17 protein-coding genes are annotated in these 20,915 nt (G+C 67.5%); 10 read left to right on the forward strand and 7 right to left on the reverse strand.

Going from position 1 to position 20,915, the window contains the following annotated elements:
* Nucleotides 1-40: 40 nt before the first annotated feature.
* Entirely contained in the window at nucleotides 41-514 is a 474-nt protein-coding gene (locus AC13CR_RS17105) for a 6,7-dimethyl-8-ribityllumazine synthase (protein ID WP_292955203.1), read from the forward strand.
* Here AC13CR_RS17105 and AC13CR_RS17110 read toward each other — a convergent pair.
* The 6 genes from AC13CR_RS17110 to AC13CR_RS17135 form a co-directional block, all read right to left on the reverse strand.
* Nucleotides 496-2,154 carry a glycerol-3-phosphate dehydrogenase/oxidase gene (locus AC13CR_RS17110; RefSeq protein ID WP_292955205.1) on the reverse strand — a complete coding sequence of 553 codons (1,659 nt, stop codon included), beginning with the start codon at nucleotides 2,152-2,154 and terminating at the stop codon, nucleotides 496-498. The genes AC13CR_RS17105 and AC13CR_RS17110 overlap by 19 nt on opposite strands.
* Nucleotides 2,151-3,656 (reverse strand): FGGY-family carbohydrate kinase, encoded by a 1,506-nt coding sequence (locus tag AC13CR_RS17115; RefSeq protein ID WP_482900913.1) that lies wholly within the window; start codon nucleotides 3,654-3,656, stop codon nucleotides 2,151-2,153. Before AC13CR_RS17115 ends, AC13CR_RS17110 begins: the two co-directional genes overlap by 4 nt.
* Nucleotides 3,657-3,730: 74 nt before the next feature.
* Nucleotides 3,731-4,675, reverse strand: a complete 945-nt coding sequence (locus AC13CR_RS17120; RefSeq protein ID WP_292955209.1) for a D-ribose ABC transporter substrate-binding protein — start codon at nucleotides 4,673-4,675, stop codon at nucleotides 3,731-3,733.
* A 113-nt stretch (nucleotides 4,676-4,788) separates the two neighbouring features.
* Complete coding sequence (locus AC13CR_RS17125) at nucleotides 4,789-5,832, reverse strand: ABC transporter permease (RefSeq protein WP_292955212.1); 1,044 nt, start codon at nucleotides 5,830-5,832, stop codon at nucleotides 4,789-4,791.
* A 24-nt stretch (nucleotides 5,833-5,856) separates the two neighbouring features.
* On the reverse strand, nucleotides 5,857-7,413 hold the full coding sequence (locus tag AC13CR_RS17130; protein WP_446233579.1) for a sugar ABC transporter ATP-binding protein: 1,557 nt from the start codon (nucleotides 7,411-7,413) through the stop codon (nucleotides 5,857-5,859).
* The gene (locus AC13CR_RS17135) at nucleotides 7,410-8,066 is read right to left on the reverse strand and encodes a DUF2291 family protein (protein ID WP_292955218.1); all 657 of its coding nucleotides are present in this window, start codon (nucleotides 8,064-8,066) and stop codon (nucleotides 7,410-7,412) included. The genes AC13CR_RS17130 and AC13CR_RS17135 overlap by 4 nt, the downstream gene beginning before the upstream one ends.
* Before the next feature lie 362 nt (nucleotides 8,067-8,428).
* Between AC13CR_RS17135 and AC13CR_RS17140 the strand changes: the two genes are divergently transcribed.
* The 8 genes from AC13CR_RS17140 to derI all read left to right on the forward strand — a co-directional run bounded on the left by AC13CR_RS17140 (nucleotide 8,429) and on the right by derI (nucleotide 16,767).
* Nucleotides 8,429-10,012 carry an FGGY family carbohydrate kinase gene (locus AC13CR_RS17140; protein WP_482900914.1) on the forward strand — a complete coding sequence of 528 codons (1,584 nt, stop codon included), beginning with the start codon at nucleotides 8,429-8,431 and terminating at the stop codon, nucleotides 10,010-10,012.
* On the forward strand, nucleotides 10,002-11,519 hold the full coding sequence (locus tag AC13CR_RS17145; protein ID WP_482900915.1) for a glycerol-3-phosphate dehydrogenase: 1,518 nt from the start codon (nucleotides 10,002-10,004) through the stop codon (nucleotides 11,517-11,519). The genes AC13CR_RS17140 and AC13CR_RS17145 overlap by 11 nt, the downstream gene beginning before the upstream one ends.
* Before the next feature lie 9 nt (nucleotides 11,520-11,528).
* Nucleotides 11,529-12,461 (forward strand): sugar phosphate isomerase/epimerase family protein, encoded by a 933-nt coding sequence (locus AC13CR_RS17150; protein WP_292955226.1) that lies wholly within the window; start codon nucleotides 11,529-11,531, stop codon nucleotides 12,459-12,461.
* 26 nt (nucleotides 12,462-12,487) lie between these two features.
* Complete coding sequence (locus AC13CR_RS17155; protein WP_292978614.1) at nucleotides 12,488-13,624, forward strand: iron-containing alcohol dehydrogenase; 1,137 nt, start codon at nucleotides 12,488-12,490, stop codon at nucleotides 13,622-13,624.
* The gene (locus AC13CR_RS17160) at nucleotides 13,624-14,574 is read left to right on the forward strand and encodes a sugar-binding transcriptional regulator (RefSeq protein WP_292955233.1); all 951 of its coding nucleotides are present in this window, start codon (nucleotides 13,624-13,626) and stop codon (nucleotides 14,572-14,574) included. Before AC13CR_RS17155 ends, AC13CR_RS17160 begins: the two co-directional genes overlap by 1 nt.
* A 192-nt stretch (nucleotides 14,575-14,766) precedes the next feature.
* Complete coding sequence (locus AC13CR_RS17165; protein WP_292955236.1) at nucleotides 14,767-15,531, forward strand: DeoR/GlpR family DNA-binding transcription regulator; 765 nt, start codon at nucleotides 14,767-14,769, stop codon at nucleotides 15,529-15,531.
* 4 nt (nucleotides 15,532-15,535) lie between these two features.
* Entirely contained in the window at nucleotides 15,536-16,294 is a 759-nt protein-coding gene (locus tag AC13CR_RS17170; protein ID WP_446234965.1) for a triose-phosphate isomerase, read from the forward strand.
* Nucleotides 16,295-16,305: 11 nt separating this feature from the next.
* Complete coding sequence (gene derI, locus AC13CR_RS17175) at nucleotides 16,306-16,767, forward strand: D-erythrulose-4-phosphate isomerase (protein ID WP_292955242.1); 462 nt, start codon at nucleotides 16,306-16,308, stop codon at nucleotides 16,765-16,767.
* Between the two features lie 166 nt (nucleotides 16,768-16,933).
* Here the strand turns inward: derI and AC13CR_RS17180 are convergent, their stop codons facing one another.
* On the reverse strand, nucleotides 16,934-17,395 hold the full coding sequence (locus tag AC13CR_RS17180) for an Lrp/AsnC family transcriptional regulator (protein WP_292955245.1): 462 nt from the start codon (nucleotides 17,393-17,395) through the stop codon (nucleotides 16,934-16,936).
* Nucleotides 17,396-17,511: 116 nt separating this feature from the next.
* Here AC13CR_RS17180 and putA point away from each other — a divergent pair, with 116 nt between their 5' ends.
* Nucleotides 17,512-20,910, forward strand: a complete 3,399-nt coding sequence (gene putA, locus AC13CR_RS17185) for a bifunctional proline dehydrogenase/L-glutamate gamma-semialdehyde dehydrogenase PutA (protein ID WP_482900916.1) — start codon at nucleotides 17,512-17,514, stop codon at nucleotides 20,908-20,910.
* Nucleotides 20,911-20,915 lie beyond the last annotated feature (5 nt).

A 20,915-nucleotide genomic window follows, 5' to 3' on the forward strand; every position in this document is an offset into this window, starting at 1 on the left:
TCTGGGGCCTGTGCTGTTGCAAAACGGAAGGTTCCGAAAGATGACCAAGACCAATCCCCGCATCGCCTTCATCAAGGCCCGCTGGCACGCCGAGATCGTGGACCGTGCCCATGACGGTTTTCTGGCCGAGGCAGCCACGCTGTTTCCCGGCGCGCGGATCGACGCCTTCGACGTTCCCGGCGCCTTCGAGATGCCGCGTCTGGCCAAGAAACTGGCCCGGACCGGGCGCTATGATGCCGTCGTGGCCGCCGCCCTTGTCGTCGATGGCGGCATCTATCGTCACGATTTCGTCGCCGGCGCGGTGGTGACCGGGTTGATGAATGTCGGGCTGGAAACCGGCATTCCCTGCTTTTCGGTCTCGCTGACGCCGCATCATTATCAGGAAACCGCCGCGCACAGGGCGTTCTTCCGCGATCACTTCGTCCGCAAGGGCGCCGAGGCAGCCCAGGCGGTGCAGCAGGTTCTGGCGCTGGAGGCGGATCTTGCCGCCTCGGATCACTCTGACGCCGCCTGATCCATCCGCAGGCGGTGCCGCCCGGTCAGCATCGCCCGCGTATCCGCGATTTCCTGCCGGCGGCGGGTATCGTCCCAGTCCAGTGCCCGCGCGCAAAGGCCGGCGATGCGGTCCAGATCGCGGCCCGTCAACCGCCCCGTGACCGCAATCGCGGTGCGCCGCATGACAAGATCCGCCAGATGCCGCACCCGTTCATGTCGGATCAGCCAGTCCAGTTCGGCCAGCGAATAGGCGGCATCCGCCAGCATCGCGGGCGCCGGGCCCTCGGCCGCCAGGATCGGCCCGGCGGTGGTGCCATAGCGGTCCAGCAGGTCTCGCGCCCGGTCGGGGGCACAGCCTGTCCGCGCGGCCACGGCGTTGGCCCAAACCTCCGGATCGGCCGGAAAATCGCGGCCGCCGCCGATCGCCAGCGACGCCGTGCCGATGCGCCGGGACATCGAAAGCCGCGCCAGAACCTCGTCCGCGACCTCTTCGGCAAAGCCCCGGAAGGTCGTCCACTTGCCGCCGACCAGCGACAGGATGGGCCAGACGCGCGGTCCCTGCGGCTCGGCAACGGGGGCCGAGTGGTCGCGGCTGATCAGGCCCGGCATGGCCGCATCGCTGGCGGGCAGGGGGCGGATGCCGGAATAGGCATAGACGATCTGTTCGCGGCCAAAGCGCAGCCCCGGCAGCAGCCCGCGCAGCGCCCCCAGCAGATAATCGACCTCGGCCTCGTCGCAGGCGACCGTATCGGGATCGTCGGCGCGCAGGTCGGTCGATCCGACCAGCGCCCTGCCGAGATAGTCGAAGACCAGGCAGATGCGGCCGTCATCGGCCTCGAAATACAGCATCCGTCCGTTCAGCGCCGCCAGCAGGTCGGGATGATCCAGCAGGAGATGCGATCCTCTGGTGCCGCCGATCAGCCGCGATGGCGCGCCAAGCGCCGCATTCACCCGGTCGATCCAGGGCCCGGCCGCATTGACCACGATCCGCGGCCGCAGCGCAAGTGTGCCGTCCGGGCCGGTCAGCCGAATCGTGGTTCCATCCGTATCCTGCAATGTCGTGTAATTCAGCGCCCGGGCGGCAGGATTGACGCGGATCCCGTCGGCCAGCAATTCCCAGACCAGCCTTTCGGGCTGCGTCACCATCGCGTCGTAATAGCGGCCGGCGGCGGCGATGCGCGGTGTCAGCGGCGGGATTTCGCGCAGGGCGCGCGCCCGCGACCACAGCTGATGGCGCGGCATGACGCGGGCCCGCCGGCCATAGAGATCATAGATCGCCAGCCCGATCTTGATCAGCACCGCGCCCCGGCCGCGCGGCGCCGTGGTCGAACCCAGCAGCGTCCGCAGCGCCGGCCCGATGCCCCTGAGCCACGAGAAGATGGGGATCACCGTCGGCAGCGGCCGCACCAGATGCGGCGCATTGCGCAAAAGCAGGTTCCGTTCATAGGTGGATTGCGCCACAAGCCGCAATTCGCCGGTCTCCAGATACTTGATCCCGCCATGGATCAGCCGCGACGGCGCCGCCGAGGTGCCGCCGCCGAAATCGCCCTTGTCGGCGATCACGCAGCTTGCGCCCTGTTCGCACAGATCGCGAAACAGGCCCGCCCCGTTGATTCCCGCGCCCAGGATCAGCACATCGATGTCGTGCGGATCTGTCATTCGTCCAGGGCCTCGATACTGGGCCAGACCGGTTCCATCGCCCGCCCGATCTCGCGAAAGACGGCATAGCGGCGGTCAAGATCGGCGCTGCGGGTGGCATCGGGGGTGAAATTCCGGGTCAGGGCGCCCGGATCGCGCGGATCGTGGCGCGGGCTTTCGAACAGGCCCGCCGCCGATCCCGCACACAGGGCCGCGCCCCAGGCGGCGGCCTCTTCGGTGTCGCTTGTGCTGACGGGCATGGCCAGGGTATCGGCGAAAAGCTGGGCAAAAACAGGGCTGCGCGAGATGCCCCCGGTCAGCCGCGCCCGGTCGATGGCAAAGCCTTCGCGCAGGGCATCGACATGGACGCGGTGATTGAAGGTGATCCCCTCGATCACGGCGCGCAGCATGTCGCCGCGATCCTGCCATCCGCGCAGGCCGAAAAAGCCGGCGCTGGCCATAGCGCCCTGCGGTGCGCCGAACAGGTAGGGGTGAAAGATGGCGGTCGAGGGGCGGGCCATCGCGGCCTCGATCTGGGGAATGATCCGGGCGTGCAGATCCGGGCCGCCAGCGGCACGTTCGGCGGCGCAGAATGTATCGAGGAACCAGTCGTAATTGCTGGCGGAGGCAGGAGAAATCGCCATCGCATTCCATTCGCCCGGCGCGATGCCGTTGCGGCAGAACCAGCCCGGGCCGGTCCGAGCCGCGCGCGAGACGGTTTCGTTGATGGAATAGGTTCCGGCGACGATGGCCGCGACACCCTCGGCATAGCCACCCGCACCCAGCGAGGATGCCGTCACATCATGCAGTCCGGCCGCGACCGGCGTGCCGGCGACCAGGCCGGTCAGGGCGGCGGCCTGGGGCGTGACATGGCCTGCGACGGCATCGGGGGCCAGGATCGGGGGCAGGGCATGGGACAATGCCTCGAGCCCGAAGATCGGCAGGATGTCATCGGCATAATCCTGTGTCGCGACATCGGTAAAGGCGGTGCTGGCCTCGGTCAGGTCGGTGGCGATGCCGCCGGTCAGGCAGAACCGCAGCCAGTCCTTGCAGGCCAGCACATGCCCGATCCTTGCGAAGCGGTCGGGTTCGTTGGCGCGCAGCCAGGCCAACAGTGCCGAAGGCGCCGAGGCATGAGGTCGCTGGCCGGTCCGTTCCAGGGCAAGAGCGGCGGTGCCGTCGGTCTGCCACCGCGCCGCGATTTCGCCCGCGCGGCTGTCCAAAGACAGGATGCCCGGCGCCAGCGGCCGGCCCTCGCCATCCAGCAGGTAGAGGCCATCGCCGTGGGCGGTCGCGGCAATGCAGGCAATATCCGAGGCCGGGCGGGGGCAGGCCGACAGGGCGTCGGCGATCGCCTCGGCTGTATGGGTCCACAAACCGGTCATGTCGCGCTGCACGTGGCGCGGCCGTGGCAGGGATTGCGGCACCCGGCGCCGGGCCATCGAGACCACGCGGCCTGCCGTATCGAAGATCACCGCCTTGGTGACGGTCAGGCCATTGTCGATGCCAAGCAGAAGCGACATTGGGATCACGGGCGCCGCGGAAATTCGGGGCTGGGGCGCGCGGTGGCGTCGTCGCGCGCCCCAGCCTTGCGGCTTTACTGTTCCAGCACGAAGGGGCCGGTATACTTGTCGACGTTGTCCTTGGTGATCAGCAGGCAGTCGAAAAGCTGCTTTTCGCTGTCCACCCCGGTCGAACCGTTCTTGATGAAATTGTCGGCCTGCCTGACGGCCTCGGCCGAGAACACCGCGACGGGCTGCAACACGGTATACTGCATCTCGCCGGCCTTGACCGCCTCGACCGCGTCGGGCGAGCCGTCAAAGCCGCCGACCTTGACCTGATCCAGCTTGCCGGCCTCTTTCAGCGCCGCGATCGCGCCAAGCGCCATCTCGTCATTGCCCGAGATCACGCCGATGATGTCGGGGTTGGCCTGCAGCAGAGACTGGGTTTTCTGATAGCCCTGCGTGCGGTCCCAGTTGGCAACCTCGCGGCCGACCTTTTCCAGATCCGGATACTGGCTCAGCACCGTCTCGTACCCGTTCGAGCGGGTCTGGGCATTGTTGTCGGCCGGGTTGCCGAACAATTCGACATATTGACCGGTATCGCCCACCGCCTCGACCCAAGCCTGCGCGCCAAGCGCGGCACCCTGGGCATTGTTCGACACAAGCTGGGCCTTGGCCAGGCCTTCCTGGTTGATCTCGGCATTGACCAGGATCACCGGGATGCCGGCATCGACGGCCTTCTTGACCGCGCCGATGGATCCGTCCGCATTGGCCGGGTCAAGGATGATCGCCTCGGACTTGTTGGTGATCGCCGTGTCGATCAGGGTGCTTTCGGTATTGGTATCGCCCTTGTGGGCGGCGACATTGGCGGTATAGCCCAGTTCCTCGGCGGTTTTGCGGGCGACTTCGCCCTCGGTGAACCAGTAGGGGTTTGCCGGGTCGTTCACGATGATGGTTATCAGCCCCTCGGCATTCGCGGCCCCGGCCATCAGCGGCGCGGCGGCCACGGCGGCCAGAAGCAGGCGGCGCGTCATCTTCATCATTGGTCTTCTCTCCCTTGGTTGATGGACCTGCCTTCGCCCTTGTCGCGTCAGGCAGTCTTTCCGCGCGGCCCGGTTTCCTGTTCGACCGCGCGGGGAAGGTTGTCGGACACTCAGCCCTTGCGGCCGCCGCGCCCGTATTGAAGCGAATTCATCAGCACGGCCAGAACGATCACGGCACCGGTAAAGACGGTCTGCCAGTAGGACGAGACGCCGATGATGACCAGGCCATCCGACAGGAACCCGATCACGAAGGCACCCAGCATCGTGCCGCGCATGGTGCCGCGCCCGCCGGTCAGCGCGGCGCCGCCGATGACCACCGCGGCGATGGCGGTCAATTCGTAGGTCGTGCCCGCCGTCGGTCCGGCCGAGGTCAGCTGCGAGGCCAGCACCAGTCCCGCGATCGCCGACAACATCCCCGACAGCGTGTAGACGGTGATCTTGACCAGCCGCGTGGGCACGCCCGACAATTCCGCCGCGCGTTCGTTGCCGCCCGAAGCATAGAGCCAGCGCCCGAAGGACGACCGCGACAGCATCAGCCCGCCCAGGATCGCCAGGACCGCCAGCACGATGACCGAGATCGGCACACCGCCGATGCGGTTGAAACCCAGCCAGTCAAAGCCGGTATTGCCCAGCTCGGCCCGGCCCGACAGGTTGTTGTAGGTCAGCCCGTTGGTCATCAGCAGCGCCACCCCGCGGGCGACATACATCACGCCCAGCGTGGCGACGAAGGCCGGCACCTTGAAGATCGAGACCAGGACGCCGTTGACCGCCCCCACCGCCGCGCCCAGCACGCAGGTCAGCACCACCACGGCCCAGACCGGCGGATACAGGATCACGCCCATCGCGTCGATCTGGATCCCCTGCATCATGGCGCCCGCACTGACCCCCGCCAGCGCCAGGATAGAGCCGACCGAAAGATCGATGCCGCCGTTCAGGATCACCAGCAACATGCCGATGGCAAGGATGCCGTAGATGGCCACGTGGCTGGCCATGATCAGCAGGTTGCCGATCGTCAGATAATTCGGGGACAGGATCGAGAAGACGACGATGATGGCGATCAGCGCAAAGAAGGCGCGGCCTTCCAGCAGCAATCGGCCGATGCTGAAATCGCGCTTCTTGCGGGCGGTGGCGGCGGTGGCTGTGGTGTCCGACATGATTGGGTCTTTCCTCAAGCGCGCTCAGGCGGCCACGGACTCGCCCGAGGCGGCCATGATCTTTTCCTTGGTGACGGTGGAATCGAATTCGGCCGAGATGCGGCCCTTGTGCATGACCACGATCCGGTGCGCGATGGACAGACATTCGCTGACTTCCGAGGTCGAATAGATCACGGCAAGACCCTGCCTGGCCTCTTCCGCAAGAAGGCGGAAGACCTCGGCCTTGGCGCCGATATCGATGCCGCGCGACGGTTCGTCCAGCATGATCACCCTGGGTCTGGTCGCGAGGATCTTGCCGATCACGACCTTCTGCTGATTGCCCCCCGACAGCGATCCGATCGGCGCGGCCGGACCCGAGGTCTTGACCGTCACCTCGCGGATGCTGCTTTCGACCAGGCGCCGCTCGGCGCGGGCCGAGGTGAACAGACCCCTGGTGAAACGCCGGATCGAGGCCAGCGACAGATTTTCGCCCACGCTCATGGTCTGGACCAGTCCGTCGCGCTGGCGATCCTCGGGGACCAGGGCAAGCCCGCGCGCGATGCGTTCGGCGATGGACAGGTGCGAGATTTCCTGCCCCTGCAGCACGATCTCGCCGGCGCTGGCGCGCAGGCGCCCGGCACAGGTTTCAAGCAGCTCCGTGCGACCTGCTCCCATCAGCCCGTAGATGCAGACGATTTCGCCCGCGCGAACATCCAGCGACAGCCGGTCCACCAGATCGAAGCCCCCCGACGGGTCCGGCAGGGTCAGGTTGCGGATCGACAGCGCGGCTTGCCCCATCTGCGTGTCGGGCGGGCTGCCCAGGTCGTAATTGTCGCCGACCATGTTGCGCACGATCCATTCCAGGTCGATCTGCGCGCGCGGCGCCGAGGCGGTCATGGCGCCGTCGCGCAGGACCACGGCGTGATCGGTGATGGTCAGAGCCTCTTCCAGGTGATGCGAGATATAGACGATGCTGACACCCCTCTCGGTCAGGTCGCGCACCACCTTGAACAGCACCTCGACCTCGCTGGCCGACAGCGCGCTGGTCGGTTCGTCCATGATCAGGATGCGGCTGTTGACCGACAGGGCGCGGGCGATCTCGACGATCTGCTGCTGGCCCAGGCGCAATTCCTCGACCGCGGTCAGCGGGTCGATATCCTCCTCCAGTTCCTCCATCAGCCTGCGGGTCTGGCGTTCTTCCTCGGCGAAATCCACGCCGGTCCGGCCCATGATCTCGCGGCCCATGAAGATGTTGTCGCGCACCGACAGGTTCGGCGCCAGCGACAATTCCTGGTGGATGATCGAAATGCCGCGATCCCGCGCCTCGGTCGCGCTGGCGAATGCCGTCGGCTGGCCGTCGAGGATGATGTCGCCGCTGCTGGGCTGGATCACGCCCGACAGGATCTTCATCAGCGTCGACTTGCCGGCGCCGTTCTCGCCGAACAGGGTCGTGACCTGGCCGCGATGGATGTCGAAATTGACGCCCTTCAGCGCATGGACATTGCCATAGGACTTGGCGACGTTGCGGGCGGCCAGAACGACTTCGCGCGCATCGGGTTCGCCTTCGGGGATCCCGCCCCCTGCTGTTCTTGCGCTGTTCATTGCACGCTGACCTCGACCGGCGTGATCAGCCAGTTCTTCGGATTGATCAGCCGGAAGGCGCCGGTGACGGTGATCGTCCTGCCGGTCAGACCGGCGGTGTCGATCGGTTCCAGAACGGCCGTCTTCATCGCGCGATTGATGCCTGCGCCGGCATTCTGATATTCGATCTGGTTCTTGAACTGGCCGAAGGTGATGTCACCGGGCGCGTCGCGCAGATCGGTGCCGTTGATCGCCGGGCCGGTCTGGACGCGGATGGTGATCTCCTCGGGCACATCCTCGGCCTGGATCGTGTAGATGCCGGACTTTCCCTCGGCCACGGCGCCGGTGACGGTGGTGAACATGATTGCCCCGGTCGAGGCCGGAGTGCCGTATTGTTCGGCCGCCGCCGCCTTGTCCTGCAAGACCGCCGGGGCCAGCGTGGCCGCATCCACCGCCTTGCCCTTCACGAATTCGGCGATGCGGGGAAATTCCTGCTGCCCGTAATCGTCTGGCGAGAAGACCTGCGCGCGGACATCGGACTCGGAACCGATGGTCACGATCGTGGTGTCGAAGGCGATGCCCGCCAGAAGGGCGGCGGCCACGCCGAGCCCAAGATACAATCCGCGCCGGGAGGAGGCGGGCGCTTTCGGCGCGGGGGACGAAAAATGCGTCATCGGGCGATCCTCTGGTTGCGGCGGTCGATCCGGGGGCGAATCGAGGTCAGCGCGGTGCACGGAACGGCCGGTTCGCCGCGCCGACGGCACCCGGATCGAGGATTGCAGGCGCGGTCTGGTCCGTCTTTTCAGAAGCAATTCTCATCGTGCCGGCCTCCTCTCCGGTCCTGCGCCGATGCCGCTGCGCGAACTCGCGGTCATCGTTTCTTCCCCTGGCCCGTCGCATGGCGCAGGACCCCTCGGGATCAATCTAGCCGAAATAAATTGCCGTGTCTGTAAAAAAATACATGCATCCGAAAGAACTCATGCTATACAAGCCCGAAGCAAGGCTGCCGCGCAAGGCATCCGCCGGGAGGGTTGGTATGGATCGCGCCGATATCCTGATCGGCATCGACGCCGGGACATCGGTCATCAAGGCCGTTGCCTTCGACATGGCCGGACACCAGATCGGGGCGTTTTCGGTGCCGAACCGCTATCTGACGGCCAAAGGCGGCGCGGCCACGCAATCCATGGACCGGACATGGCAGGATTGCGCCGCCGCGCTGCGCGGTTTGGGCGAGGCTATCGACGGACTGGCCGGGCGGGTCGCGGCCCTGTCGGTGACCGGTCAGGGCGACGGGACATGGCTTGTCGGGCCTGACGGACCCGTGGGCGATGCCTGGCTGTGGCTGGATGCCCGTGCCGCGCCCACGGTCGCGCGGCTGGCGGCGAGCCCGGCGAATCGTGCCCGGTTCGAGGCCACGGGAACCGGGCTGAACACCTGCCAGCAGGGTGCGCAGATGGCGCATATGGATACACATGCGCCCGACATGCTGGACCGGGCCGAAGTCGCGCTGCATTGCAAGGACTGGCTGTATCTGAACCTGACCGGCCAGCGCGCGACCGATCCGTCCGAGGCCAGCTTCACCTTCGGCAATTTCCGCCATCGCCGCTATGACGACACGGCGATCGCGGCGCTTGGCCTGTCCCATCGCCGGGCCCTGCTGCCCGAAATCGTCGATGGCAGCCAGGCTACGCATCCGCTGACCGGCGACGCCGCGCGCCAGACCGGTTTGCGGGCCGGTACGCCGGTCAGCCTTGGCTATGTGGACATGGTGATGACGGCGCTTGGCGCGGGCGTCTATGGCGGCACGGCCGGCGATGTCGCCTGTTCGACTGTCGGATCGACCGGGGTGCATCTGCGCGCGGTGGCCGCCGGCGACGTCCAGCTGAACCAGCAGGGGACAGGCTATGTCATCTGCCTGCCGATCCCCGGAATCGTGACCCAGGTCCAGACCAACATGGCGGCGACGCTGAACCTGGACTGGGTGCTGGGCATCGCGGCCGGGATCCTGTCCGATCTGGGTCGCCCCGTGACGCACCGCGATCTGGTCGCGCATCTGGACGAATGGCTGGGACAGGCGCGGCCGGGCCAGATCGTCTATCACCCCTATATCTCGGATGCCGGGGAACGCGGTCCCTTCGTCAATGCCGATGCGCGGGCGGGGTTCGTGGGACTTGCCTCAGGTCACCGCTATCCCGACCTGGTCCGGGCCGTCGCCGAGGGGCTGGGGATGGCGATGCGCGATTGCTATGCCGCGATGGGGCCATTGCCGGCCGAACTGCGCCTGACCGGCGGGGCCGCGCGGTCACCCGCCCTGCGCGGTATCCTGTCGGCCGCGCTGGCCGCGCCGGTCCGGGTCTCAGCGCGGGACGAGGCGGGCGCTGCCGGTGCCGCGATGATGGCCGCCGTCGCCATCGGCGCCTATCCCGACATGGAGGCCTGCATCGCCGAATGGGTAACCCCGCTGCTGGGCAAGGCCGAAGCGCCCGATCCGGCGCTGATGGCTGCCTATGACGGCCTGTTTCCCGCCTTCAGCGCCGCGCGGCATGCCCTGCCGCCGGTCTGGGATGCGCTTGCCGCCGCCCGCGCGGCCTTTGCGAAAGGACAGCAGGATGAGCAATGACAGCGAAACAATCGACCTGTTCGTGATCGGCGGCGGCATCAACGGCGCCGGTATCGCCCGCGATGCCGCCGGCCGCGGGCTGAAGGTCGTGCTGTGCGAAAAGGACGATCTGGCCGAGGGAACCTCGTCGCGGTCGGGCAAGCTGGTCCATGGCGGGCTGCGCTATCTGGAATATTACGAATTCCGCCTGGTCCGCGAGGCGCTGATCGAACGCGAGGTGCTGATGCGCGCGGCGCCGCACATCATCTGGCCGATGCGCTTCGTGCTGCCCCACAGCCCGCAGGACCGTCCGGCCTGGCTGGTGCGGCTGGGCCTGTTTCTCTATGATCACCTGGGCGGCCGGCGGAAGTTGCCCGGCACCCGGACGCTGGACCTGCGCCGCGATCCCGAGGGGGCGCCGCTTCTGGACACCTATATCAGGGGTTTCGAATACAGCGACTGCTGGGTGGACGATGCCCGTCTGGTCGTTCTGAACGCCGTTGACGCGGCCGAGAAGGGGGCGAGGGTGCTGACCCGCAGCCCCTGCATCTCGGCCCGGCGCGAGAACGGGATCTGGGTCGTCCGGACGAAATCCGAGGCGACGGGCGAGGTGCGCAGCTTTCGCGCCCGCTGCCTGGTCAATTGCGCGGGCCCCTGGGTCGGCGACATCATCACCCGCGTCGCGGGCGCGAATTCGGCGCGCAACGTGCGGCTGGTCAAGGGCAGCCACATCATCGTTCCGAAATTCTGGCAAGGCGCCAATGCCTATCTGGTGCAGAACCACGACCGACGCGTCATCTTCATCAACCCCTACGAGGGCGACAAGGCACTGATCGGAACGACCGACATCGCCTATGAGGGCCGGCCCGAGGACGTGACCGCGGACCAATCCGAGATCGAATACCTGCTGGCCGCCGTGAACCGCTATTTCAAGGAAAAGCTGCGACCTCAGGACGTGCTGCACAGCTTTTCGGGCGTGCGGCCGCTGTTCGATGACGGGCAGGGCAATCCCTCTGCGGTGACGCGCGATTACGTCTTCGACCTCGACCAGACCGGCGGCGCGCCGCTGATGAACATTTTCGGCGGCAAGATCACCACCTTCCGCGAACTGGCAGAGCGCGGGATGCACAAGCTGAAGGACATTTTTCCGCAGATGGGTCCCGACTGGACCGAGTCCGCGCCCTTGCCGGGCGGCGAGATCGCCAACGCCGATTACGAAAGCTTCGTCCAGCTGCTGCGAGAGCTTTACCCCTGGGCGCCGCGGGATCTGCTGCTGCATTACGGCCGCCTCTACGGTGCGCGGACAAGGGACGTGATCGGCGGCGCCTTCGGTCTCGACGATCTGGGCCGGCATTTCGGTGGCCAGTTCTACGAGGCCGAGGCACGCTATCTGGTGACCAGGGAATGGGCCCGGCGGCCCGAGGACATCCTGCGCCGCCGCACCAAGCATTACCTGCACCTGACCGAGGACCAGCAGCGCGCCTTCGCGGACTGGTTCGACACCGCCGACCTGGCTCGGGCCGCGTAAGGACGGATCATGCCGCTGACCCTGTCGCTGAACACCAATCCGCTGGTCAACCGCTTTGCCGAGCCCGATGACCTGATCGACACCGTGGCGCGCGATCTGCGCATCCGCGATCTGCAACTGACCCACGAATTCATCAACCCTTCATGGCCCGCGCCCGTCATCCGCCGCCTGACGCGGGCGATGGGCGCGGCACTGCAGCGCACGGGTGTCCGGGTCACCAGCGGCATGACCGGACCATACGGGCGGCTCAACCATTTCGGCCATCCCGATCGCGACGTGCGGCGCCATTACGTGGACTGGTTCAAGACCTTCGCCGACATCATCGCCGATCTGGGCGGCAAATCCATCGGCACGCAATTCGCCATCCTCACCTATCGCGACCATGACGATCCGGCGCGCCGCGAGGATCTGATCCGGATCGCCATCGAATGCTGGGCCGAGGTCGCCGAACATGGCAGGGCGGCCGGACTGGATTACATCTTCTGGGAACCGATGAGCGTGGGGCGCGAATTCGGTCACACGATCGCGGAATGCCTGGTCCTGCAGGACCGGCTGTCGGCAGCCGGGATGGCGATCCCGATGTGGATGATGGCCGATATCGATCATGGCGACGTGACCAGCGCCGATCCCCGCGATCATGATCCCTATGCCTGGGCGCGGGCCGTGCCGAAGGTCAGCCCGATCATCCACATCAAGCAATCGCTGATGGACAAGGGCGGCCACCGGCCCTTCACCGCCGATTTCAACGCACGCGGACGAATCCAGCCCGGACCGCTGCTGGCGGCCCTGGCCCGGGGCGGGGCGGTCGACAACGAGATCTGCCTCGAACTCAGCTTCCGGGAACGCGAGCCGAACGACCGCGAGGTCATCCCCCAGATCGCCGAAAGCGTGGCGTTCTGGGCGCCCCATATCGACACCGGGGCCGATACGCTGAATATCTGACGTCCGAACCCGGACAGGAGATGCCGATGACCGCTTTCGCCTTCGCCACCGCCACCGAGATCCTGTTCGGGCGCGGGCAGGCCGATGGCGCCCCCGGCCGGATCGCGGCGATGGGGCGCCGGGTGCTGCTGGTCCATGGCCGCGATGCCGGCCGCAGCGCCGGATTGCGGGCGGGGTTGCGGGCCGAGGGCTGCGCAATCGCCGGTTTTCCTGTCGAAGCCGAGCCCGACATGGCCCTGATCGACGCGGGTGTCGATGCCGGGCGCGGCGTGGATGTCGTGGTGGCGATGGGCGGCGGCGCGGTGATCGATGCCGGCAAGGCGATCGCCGCGCTGATCCCCGCCACCCGGCCGATGCTGGATCATCTGGAGGTCGTGGGCCAGGGCTTGCCGCTGGATCATCCGCCCTTGCCCTTCGTCGCCATGCCGACGACGGCGGGGACGGGCGCCGAGGTGACGCGCAACGCGGTCATCGGCGTGCCCGAGCATCGCCGCAAGGTCAGCCTGCGCGACGCCCGGATGCTGCCCCGCCTTGCGATCGTCGATCCGGGCCTGACGGATGGCTGTCCGCGCGGGGTGACGCTGGCCTCTGGACTCGATGCGATCACGCAGGTGATCGAGCCCTATGTCGGCACCCGCGCCAATCCGCTGACCGACGCGCTGTGCCGCGATGCGATCCCGCGCGGATTGGCCGCGATCCGGCGGCTGATGGAAGACGAGGACGCGGCCGCGCGCGACGAGATGGCCTGGGTCAGCCTGTGTGGCGGGCTGGCGCTGGCCAATGCGGGGCTGGGCGCGGTCCACGGACTGGCCGGGCCGCTGGGCGGGCTGACCGGCGCCGGCCATGGCGCGATCTGCGGCACCCTGCTGCCGCATGTGCTGGTCGCGAACCGGCGCGGCGTGGCCGATCCCGCGCGGCTCGAACAGGTCGGGCAATGGATCGGCGCGGCGTTCGATGCGCCGGATGCGGGTCTGGAACAGGCCGCCGGGATGCTGGCGCGGTGGTCGCGCGCGGCCGGTTTGCCCCGGCTGCACGATCTGGGGATCGACGGCGCGGCGCAGCGGGCAGCGGCCGAGGCTGCCGCGTCGTCATCCTCGATGAAGGCCAATCCGGCCGCGCTGTCGCCCGCCGATCTGCGCGCGGTGATGGCGGAGGCGAACTGATGGCGCGGGGAACGGGGATCGACCCGGAACAAAGCCTGGCAATCCGCGCGGCCTGGCTGCACTACGCGGGCGGCCTGACGCAGGCGGCGGTGGCCAAGCGGCTGGGTGTGCCCTCGGTCAAGGCGCATCGGCTGATCGCGCGGGCGGTCGCCGAAGGCGTGGTCAAGGTCTCGATCGACGGCGAGATCGTGGAATGCGCGATCCTGGAAGACCGGCTCTGCAAGGGCTACGATCTGGACTACTGCGAGGTCGCGCCGGATCTGGGCGAGGAGGGAATGCCGCTGCGCGCCCTGGCGCTGGCCGGGGCCGGGTTCCTGCGGCGCGAGATCGAGGCCGGCCGGCATCCCGTGATCGGACTGGGCCACGGCCGCACGCTGGCCGCTGCGGTGCATCAGCTGCCGCGCTTCGAGGCGCGGGACGCGCGCTTCGTGTCGCTGCTGGGCGGCCTGACCCGGAACTACGCGGCCAATCCCCATGACGTGATGCACAGCCTGGCCGAAAAGACCGGCGCGCAGGCCTTCGTGCTGCCGGTGCCCTTCTTCGCCAATTCCGAACAGGACCGGGCGGTGCTGCTGGCCCAGCCCGGCGTGCGCGAAATCTTCGACCTGTCGCACAGCGCGACGCTGAAATTCGTCGGCATGGGCACCGCGGATTCGGGCGCGCAACTGGTCGCTTCGGGCATGATCGAGCCGCGCGAGATCGAGGAGATCCGGGCGGCGGGCGGGGTGGGCGAAATGATGGGCCATTTCTTCGATGCCGACGGGCGGGTGCTGGAAACCGGGCTGAGCGCGCGAACCCTGTCGGTCGATCTGGACGGGCCGGAAGGCAGCCGGATCGTGGTGATCGCGGGCGGGGACGAAAAGATCGCCGGACTGCGCGCGGTGCTGAAAAGCGGTTGTGCCGATGGCCTGATCACCGACGAGGCGACGGCGCGCGCCCTTGCCGGCTGAGCCGTTGGGGGAAGCGGGCCGGGCAAGGCCCGTCCCGGTCGCTGCCGCTGGGCCGTTGCGGCCGGGACCTGGCAACGCGATGCGCGAAATAACATAAAAATATCACAAAATAACATAAATTATTGTTGATAAGTCCAGGCAAGATGTTAAAAAATGGCGAGGCCGACAGGGGGCGGCGAACCGGAGGCAAGGATGAAGCGCGAGGAACGCAGGCAGGCGATCATGGATCTGCTGATCGCGGCAAGGGCGGTCGATCTGGACGATCTGGCCGGTCGTTTTGCGGTTTCGAAGATGACCATCCATCGCGATCTGGACGATCTGGAACAGACCGGTCTGCTGCGGAAGGTGCGCGGCGGCGCCACCGTCGAGGCCGGCATCCAGTTCGAAAGCGATTTCCGGATCCGCGCCTTGCAGGATGCCGGCGCCAAGGCGCGCATGGCCGCAGCGGCGCTGCATCTGGTCGAGCCGGGGATGAGTGTCATGGTCAATGACGGCTCGATGGCGGCGCTGCTGGGCACGAGGCTGGTCGAAAGGGCGCCGCTGACGATCATCACCAACAATGCCGCCGTGATCGAGACGCTGAAAGACGCGCCGCGGATCACGCTGATCGCGCTTGGCGGCGCGTTCGACGCCAAGTTCAACGGCTTTTTCGGCGTGGTGACGGAACAGGCCCTGTCGCGGCTGCGCGCCGATCTGGCCTTCATCTCGACCCCGGCGGTGTCGGGCCTGCGGGCGTTTCACATGAGCGATGCGGTCGTCGGCGCCAAGCGGGCGATGATGGACGCGGCGCAGCGCAGGGTCCTGTTGGTCAACCATGCACGGTTCGGCCGTTCCGCCCTGCACGAACTGGCCGGTCTGGCCGAATTCGATGCCATCATCACCGACGCGCCCCCCGCGCCCGAGGATCGCGCCGCGATCGACCGGGCCGGGCTGACGCTGACCATCGCGGAGGATTGAGCGGATGACAATCTGGATCGGCACAAGCTGGAAGATGAACAAGACCCTGGCCGAAGCAGGCGCCTTCGCCCGCAGACTGGCCGAGGCTGACGCCGATCACGACCCGCGGATCCAGCGTTTCGTGATCCCGCCCTTCACCGCCTGCCGGCAGGTCAAGGCGGCTCTGGCCGACGTTTCGGTCAAGGTGGGCGCGCAGAACATGCACTGGGCCGATGAAGGCGCCTGGACGGGCGAAATCTCGGCCCCGATGCTGGTCGATTGCGGGCTCGACATCGTGGAACTGGGCCATTCCGAACGGCGCGAACATTTCGGCGAGACGGACGAGACGGTCGGCCTGAAGACCCGGGCCGCCATCCGCCATGGTCTGATCCCGCTGATCTGCATCGGTGAAACGCTGGCCCAGCGTCAGGCCGGTCGCGCGCAGCAGGTGCTGGAGCAGCAGGTGCGCGGCGCGCTGGCCCATCTGTCCGACGACCAGAGTGCGGCCCGGATCCTGCTGGCCTACGAGCCGGTCTGGGCCATTGGCGACAACGGCATCCCCGCGACCTCGGATTATGCCGACGCGCGGCAGGCCGAGATTGCGGCCGTCGCGCGCGATGTGCTGGGAAGTCCGGTGCCGTGCCTCTATGGCGGGTCGGTCAATCCCGACAATTGCGCGGAACTTGTCGGATGCCCGCATATCGACGGGCTGTTCATCGGACGCTCGGCCTGGAGGGTCGAGGGATATCTGGACATTCTGGCGCGTTGCGCCGCTGCTATCTGAAGGAGAGCAAGATGAAACTGGCAATTGCAGGCGACAGCGCGGGCGAGGGGCTGGCAAAGGTCTTGGCCGATCACCTCAGGCACCGCCACGACGTGTCCGAGATCAGCCGCACCGAGGCGGGACCGGATGCCTTCTACGCGACCCTCTCGGATCGGGTGGCCAGTGCCGTGCGGGACGGCACCTATGACCGCGCGATCCTGGTCTGCGGGACGGGGATCGGGGTTTGCATCTCGGCCAACAAGGTGCCGGGCATCCGTGCCGCGCTGACACACGACACCTATTCGGCCGAACGGGCGGCGCTGTCGAACAATGCGCAGATCATCACCATGGGGGCGCGGGTGATCGGCTCGGAACTGGCGAAAGCCATCGCCGATGCGTTCCTGGCCGAGGCGATGAATTTCGACGCCCGGGGCCGCTCGGCCGGCAATGTCGCGGCGATCGACGCGGTGGATGCGAAATACCATCAGGCGTGACCGGGCCTGACCGCGCGCGTCCCGGACGCGCGCCTGCCGCCCAGCGGCAGCGACCGGGCCGGGCTTCGCCCGGCCCGTCCCGGTTCCGAACATGCGCCGCGACGGGTTTCCCCGGTCATCATCCGCGCCGCCGTTCCGCAGGCGCAACCCGGCGCGGCCCGGACTGCTAGACAGCGGTCCAGTTCTGTTCGACAACGGCCTCCATCGAGACATAGCTGGACGTGCCGCCGACGAAGGGCAGGGTGGCGATCTTGTCCGCCATGATCCGGCGGAAATCGGCCATGTCTCGCGACCTCACCTTGACCAGATAGTCGAAACCGCCCGCGATCATGTAGCATTCCTCGACTTCGGGAATCTGCCGTATGGCCATGTTGAACGCTTGCAGGGCCTTCTGGCGGGTATCGGTCAGCCGCACCTCCATGTAGGTGACATGGGTCAGGCCCAGTTTCAGCGGCGACAGCATCGCGCGATAGCCGGTGATCAGGCCGGCCTCCTCCAGCTGGCGGATGCGGGCCGCGACCGGGGTCTTGGACAGCCCGACCTTGCGCGCCAGGTCGCTGACCGGGATGCGGGCATTGGCCACCAGTTCGGCGATGATCTTGCGATTCGTCGCGTCAAGAATATCCATGATCTGTCCCGGCCGTCCTCTATGGGCGTCTCGCCTGCCAATCTGGCCCGCTTTGGGCCCTTCGTCCAGCGATGATCGTGTAACCTGATCGGCAAGACGACCGACAGGAGCCTGCCATGCCCGATTTTTCCGCCTTCACCACCGACGCCAAGTTCCGTCCCGAAGCCGACCTGCTGTCCGATCTGGTCGCACAGGCCGACATGTCCTGTGCCATGCGCGGCCGCATCACCGACCGTGCCGCCGAACTGGTGCGCCGCATCCGCCGCGAGGCGAAGCCCAGCCTGATGGAGCATTTCCTGTCGGAATATGGCCTGTCCACGCGCGAGGGCGTCGCCCTGATGTGCCTGGCCGAGGCGATGCTGCGCGTGCCCGACCGCATGACCATCGACGCGCTGATCGAGGACAAGATCGCGCCGTCGGACTGGGGGCTGCACCTGGGCGAGGCATCGTCCAGCCTGGTCAATGCCTCGACCTGGGCGCTGATGCTGACCGGCAAGGTGCTGGATGATGACCATCCGGGCATCGCCGGCACGCTGCGCGGCGCCGTTCGCCGCCTGGGCGAGCCGGTGATCCGCACCGCCGTCACCCGCGCCATGCGCGAGATGGGCCGCCAGTTCGTGCTGGGCCAGACCATCGAGGCGGCGCTGGACCGGGCGAAGACGCGCGAGGCGCAGGGCTATACCTACAGCTATGACATGCTGGGCGAGGCCGCGATGACCGGCGATGACGCAGCCCGCTATGCCAGCGAATATTCGGCCGCGATCCGCGCCATCGCGGGCGCCTGCGGCAAGGGCTCGGTCGAGAAGAATCCGGGCATCTCGATCAAGCTGTCGGCGCTGCATCCCCGATATGAAGTGGCGCAGGAAGATCGGGTCATGGCCGAGCTGGTCCCGGTCGTCCTGGATCTGGCGCGACAGGCCAAGGCCGCCAACATGGGCATGAACATCGATGCCGAGGAACAGGACCGGCTGGTCATCTCGCTGAAGGTGATCGAGGCGGTGCTGTCCGATCCCTCGCTGGCCGGCTGGAACGGGTTCGGCGTCGTCGTGCAGGCCTATGGCAAGCGGGCCGGGCTGGTCATCGACTGGCTGCACGCGCTGGCCACGCGGCTGGACCGGCGGATCATGGTGCGGCTGGTCAAGGGCGCCTATTGGGACACCGAGATCAAGCGCGCCCAGGTCGAGGGTTTTCCCGACTTCGCGCTGTTCACCACCAAGACCGCGACCGATGTCAGCTTCATCGCCCATGCCCGCAAGCTGATCGGCCACGCCGACCGCATCTATCCGCAATTCGCCACCCACAACGCCCAGACCGTCGCCGCGATCCTGGAGATGGCCGGCGGCATCGACTATGAATTCCAGCGTCTGCACGGCATGGGCGAACGGCTGCACGACATCGTGATCCGCGATACCGGCGTCCGATGCCGCATCTATGCCCCGGTCGGGGCACATCGCGATCTGCTGGCCTATCTGGTCCGCCGGCTGCTGGAAAACGGCGCCAACTCGTCCTTTGTCCACCAGATCGTCGATGAAGATGTCAGCCCCGAAGACATCGCGCGCGACCCGTTCGACATGCTGGCGCAAGCGAAGCCGCCGGCGCTGCTGGTCCATCCGGACCGGATTTTCGGCGAGGACCGGAAGAATTCGAAGGGTTTCGACCTCAGCGACGAAGGCACGCTGGCGCGGATCGAGACCGCGCGCGATGTGTCCATCGCCGATGCGGGGCCGCTGACCCTGCGCGCGCCTTCGGGATCCGCCCGGCCGGTCGTCAACCCCGCCACCGGCGCGACCATCGCCCAGGTGACCGAGGCCGACGCCGATTGCGCGGCCCGCGCCATCGAGGATGCGCAGGTCTGGGATGCCGCACCGGCCGAACGCGCGGCGATCCTGCGTCGCGCGGCCGATCTTTACGAAGACCATTTCGGCCCGATCTTCGCCATTCTGGGCCGCGAGGGCGGCAAGGCGCTGCCCGACGCCGTGGGCGAATTGCGTGAGGCGGTGGATTTCCTGCGCTACTACGCGGCGCAGGGCCAGGATCAGGCTCGGGCGCCCCGCGGCATCGTCACCGCGATCAGCCCGTGGAACTTCCCCCTGGCGATCTTCACCGGCCAGATCGCGGCGGCGCTGATGGCGGGCAATGCGGTGCTGGCGAAACCGGCCGAACAGACGCCGCTGATCGCGCATCTGGCCGTGACGCTGCTGCATCAGGCGGGCGTGCCCCGCGCCAGCCTGCAATTCCTGCCAGGCGACGGGTCCAGTTTGGGCGCCGCGCTGACCCGCGATCCGCGCATCGGTGGCGTGGTCTTCACCGGCTCGACCGAGACCGCGCGGATCATCGCCCGCGCCATGGCCCGGCACATGGCCCCCGGAACGCCCCTGATCGCCGAGACGGGCGGATTGAACGCGATGATCGTCGATTCGACCGCGCTGCCCGAACAGGCGGTGCGCGATATCGTCGCCTCGTCCTTCCGTTCGGCCGGGCAACGCTGTTCGGCGCTGCGCTGTCTCTATCTGCAAGAGGATGTCGCCCCGCATGTGACCGCGATGATCGCGGGCGCCATGGACGAATTGCGGATGGGCGACCCGTGGCACCTGTCCACCGACGTAGGCCCCGTCATCGACGCCGATGCCGAGGCCGGGATCGCCGAATATCTGGATCGGAACCGCAATCGCGTGCTGCACCGCCTCGAGACACCGTCCGAGGGGCATTTCATCGCACCCACGATGCTGAAGGTCGCCGGAATCGACGATCTGCACCGCGAAATCTTTGGTCCGGTGCTGCATGTGGCGACCTTCAGGGCACGCGATCTGGACAAGGTGATCGGCGACATAAATGCCCGCGGTTTCGGCCTGACCTTCGGCCTGCATACCCGCATCGACAGCCGCGTGCAGGAGGTGACCGACGCGGTCCATGCCGGCAATCTCTATGTCAACCGCAACCAGATCGGCGCGGTCGTTGGCAGCCAGCCTTTCGGGGGCGAGGGTCTGTCGGGCACCGGGCCCAAGGCGGGCGGGCCGAACTACGTGCCGCGCTTCTTCGCGCCAGAGCCGGGCCGGGCGGCCGGGGCCTGGGGTGGCGATGCCGACGAGGCAAGGCTGGCCAGGGCGCTGGCGGCCGGCGCTGACAGGATGATCGGCGAACGGCTGATGCCCGGCCCGACCGGAGAGCTGAACCGCATGACCACCCACCAGCGGCCGCCGCTGCTATGCCTGGGTCCGGGCCCCGAGGCGGTCGCCGCGCAGGTCGCGGCGGTCGAATCCCTGGGCGGCCGGGCCATTGGCGCGGATGGCGCGGTCCCGGCTGAGGCTCTGGCGCGGCTGAACGGCTTTTCCGGCGTGTTGTGGTGGGGTGACGAGGATACCGGGCGGGCCTATTCCACGGAACTGGCCGGACGCGAGGGCGCGCTGGTGCCGCTGATCACCGCGATGCCGGATCTGGCCCATATCGCCCATGAGCGCCATCTTTGCGTGGACACCACGGCGGCGGGCGGCAATGCCGCGCTGCTGGCCGGTTAGGGCGG

Source organism: Paracoccus sp. L-17, assembly GCF_056857655.1.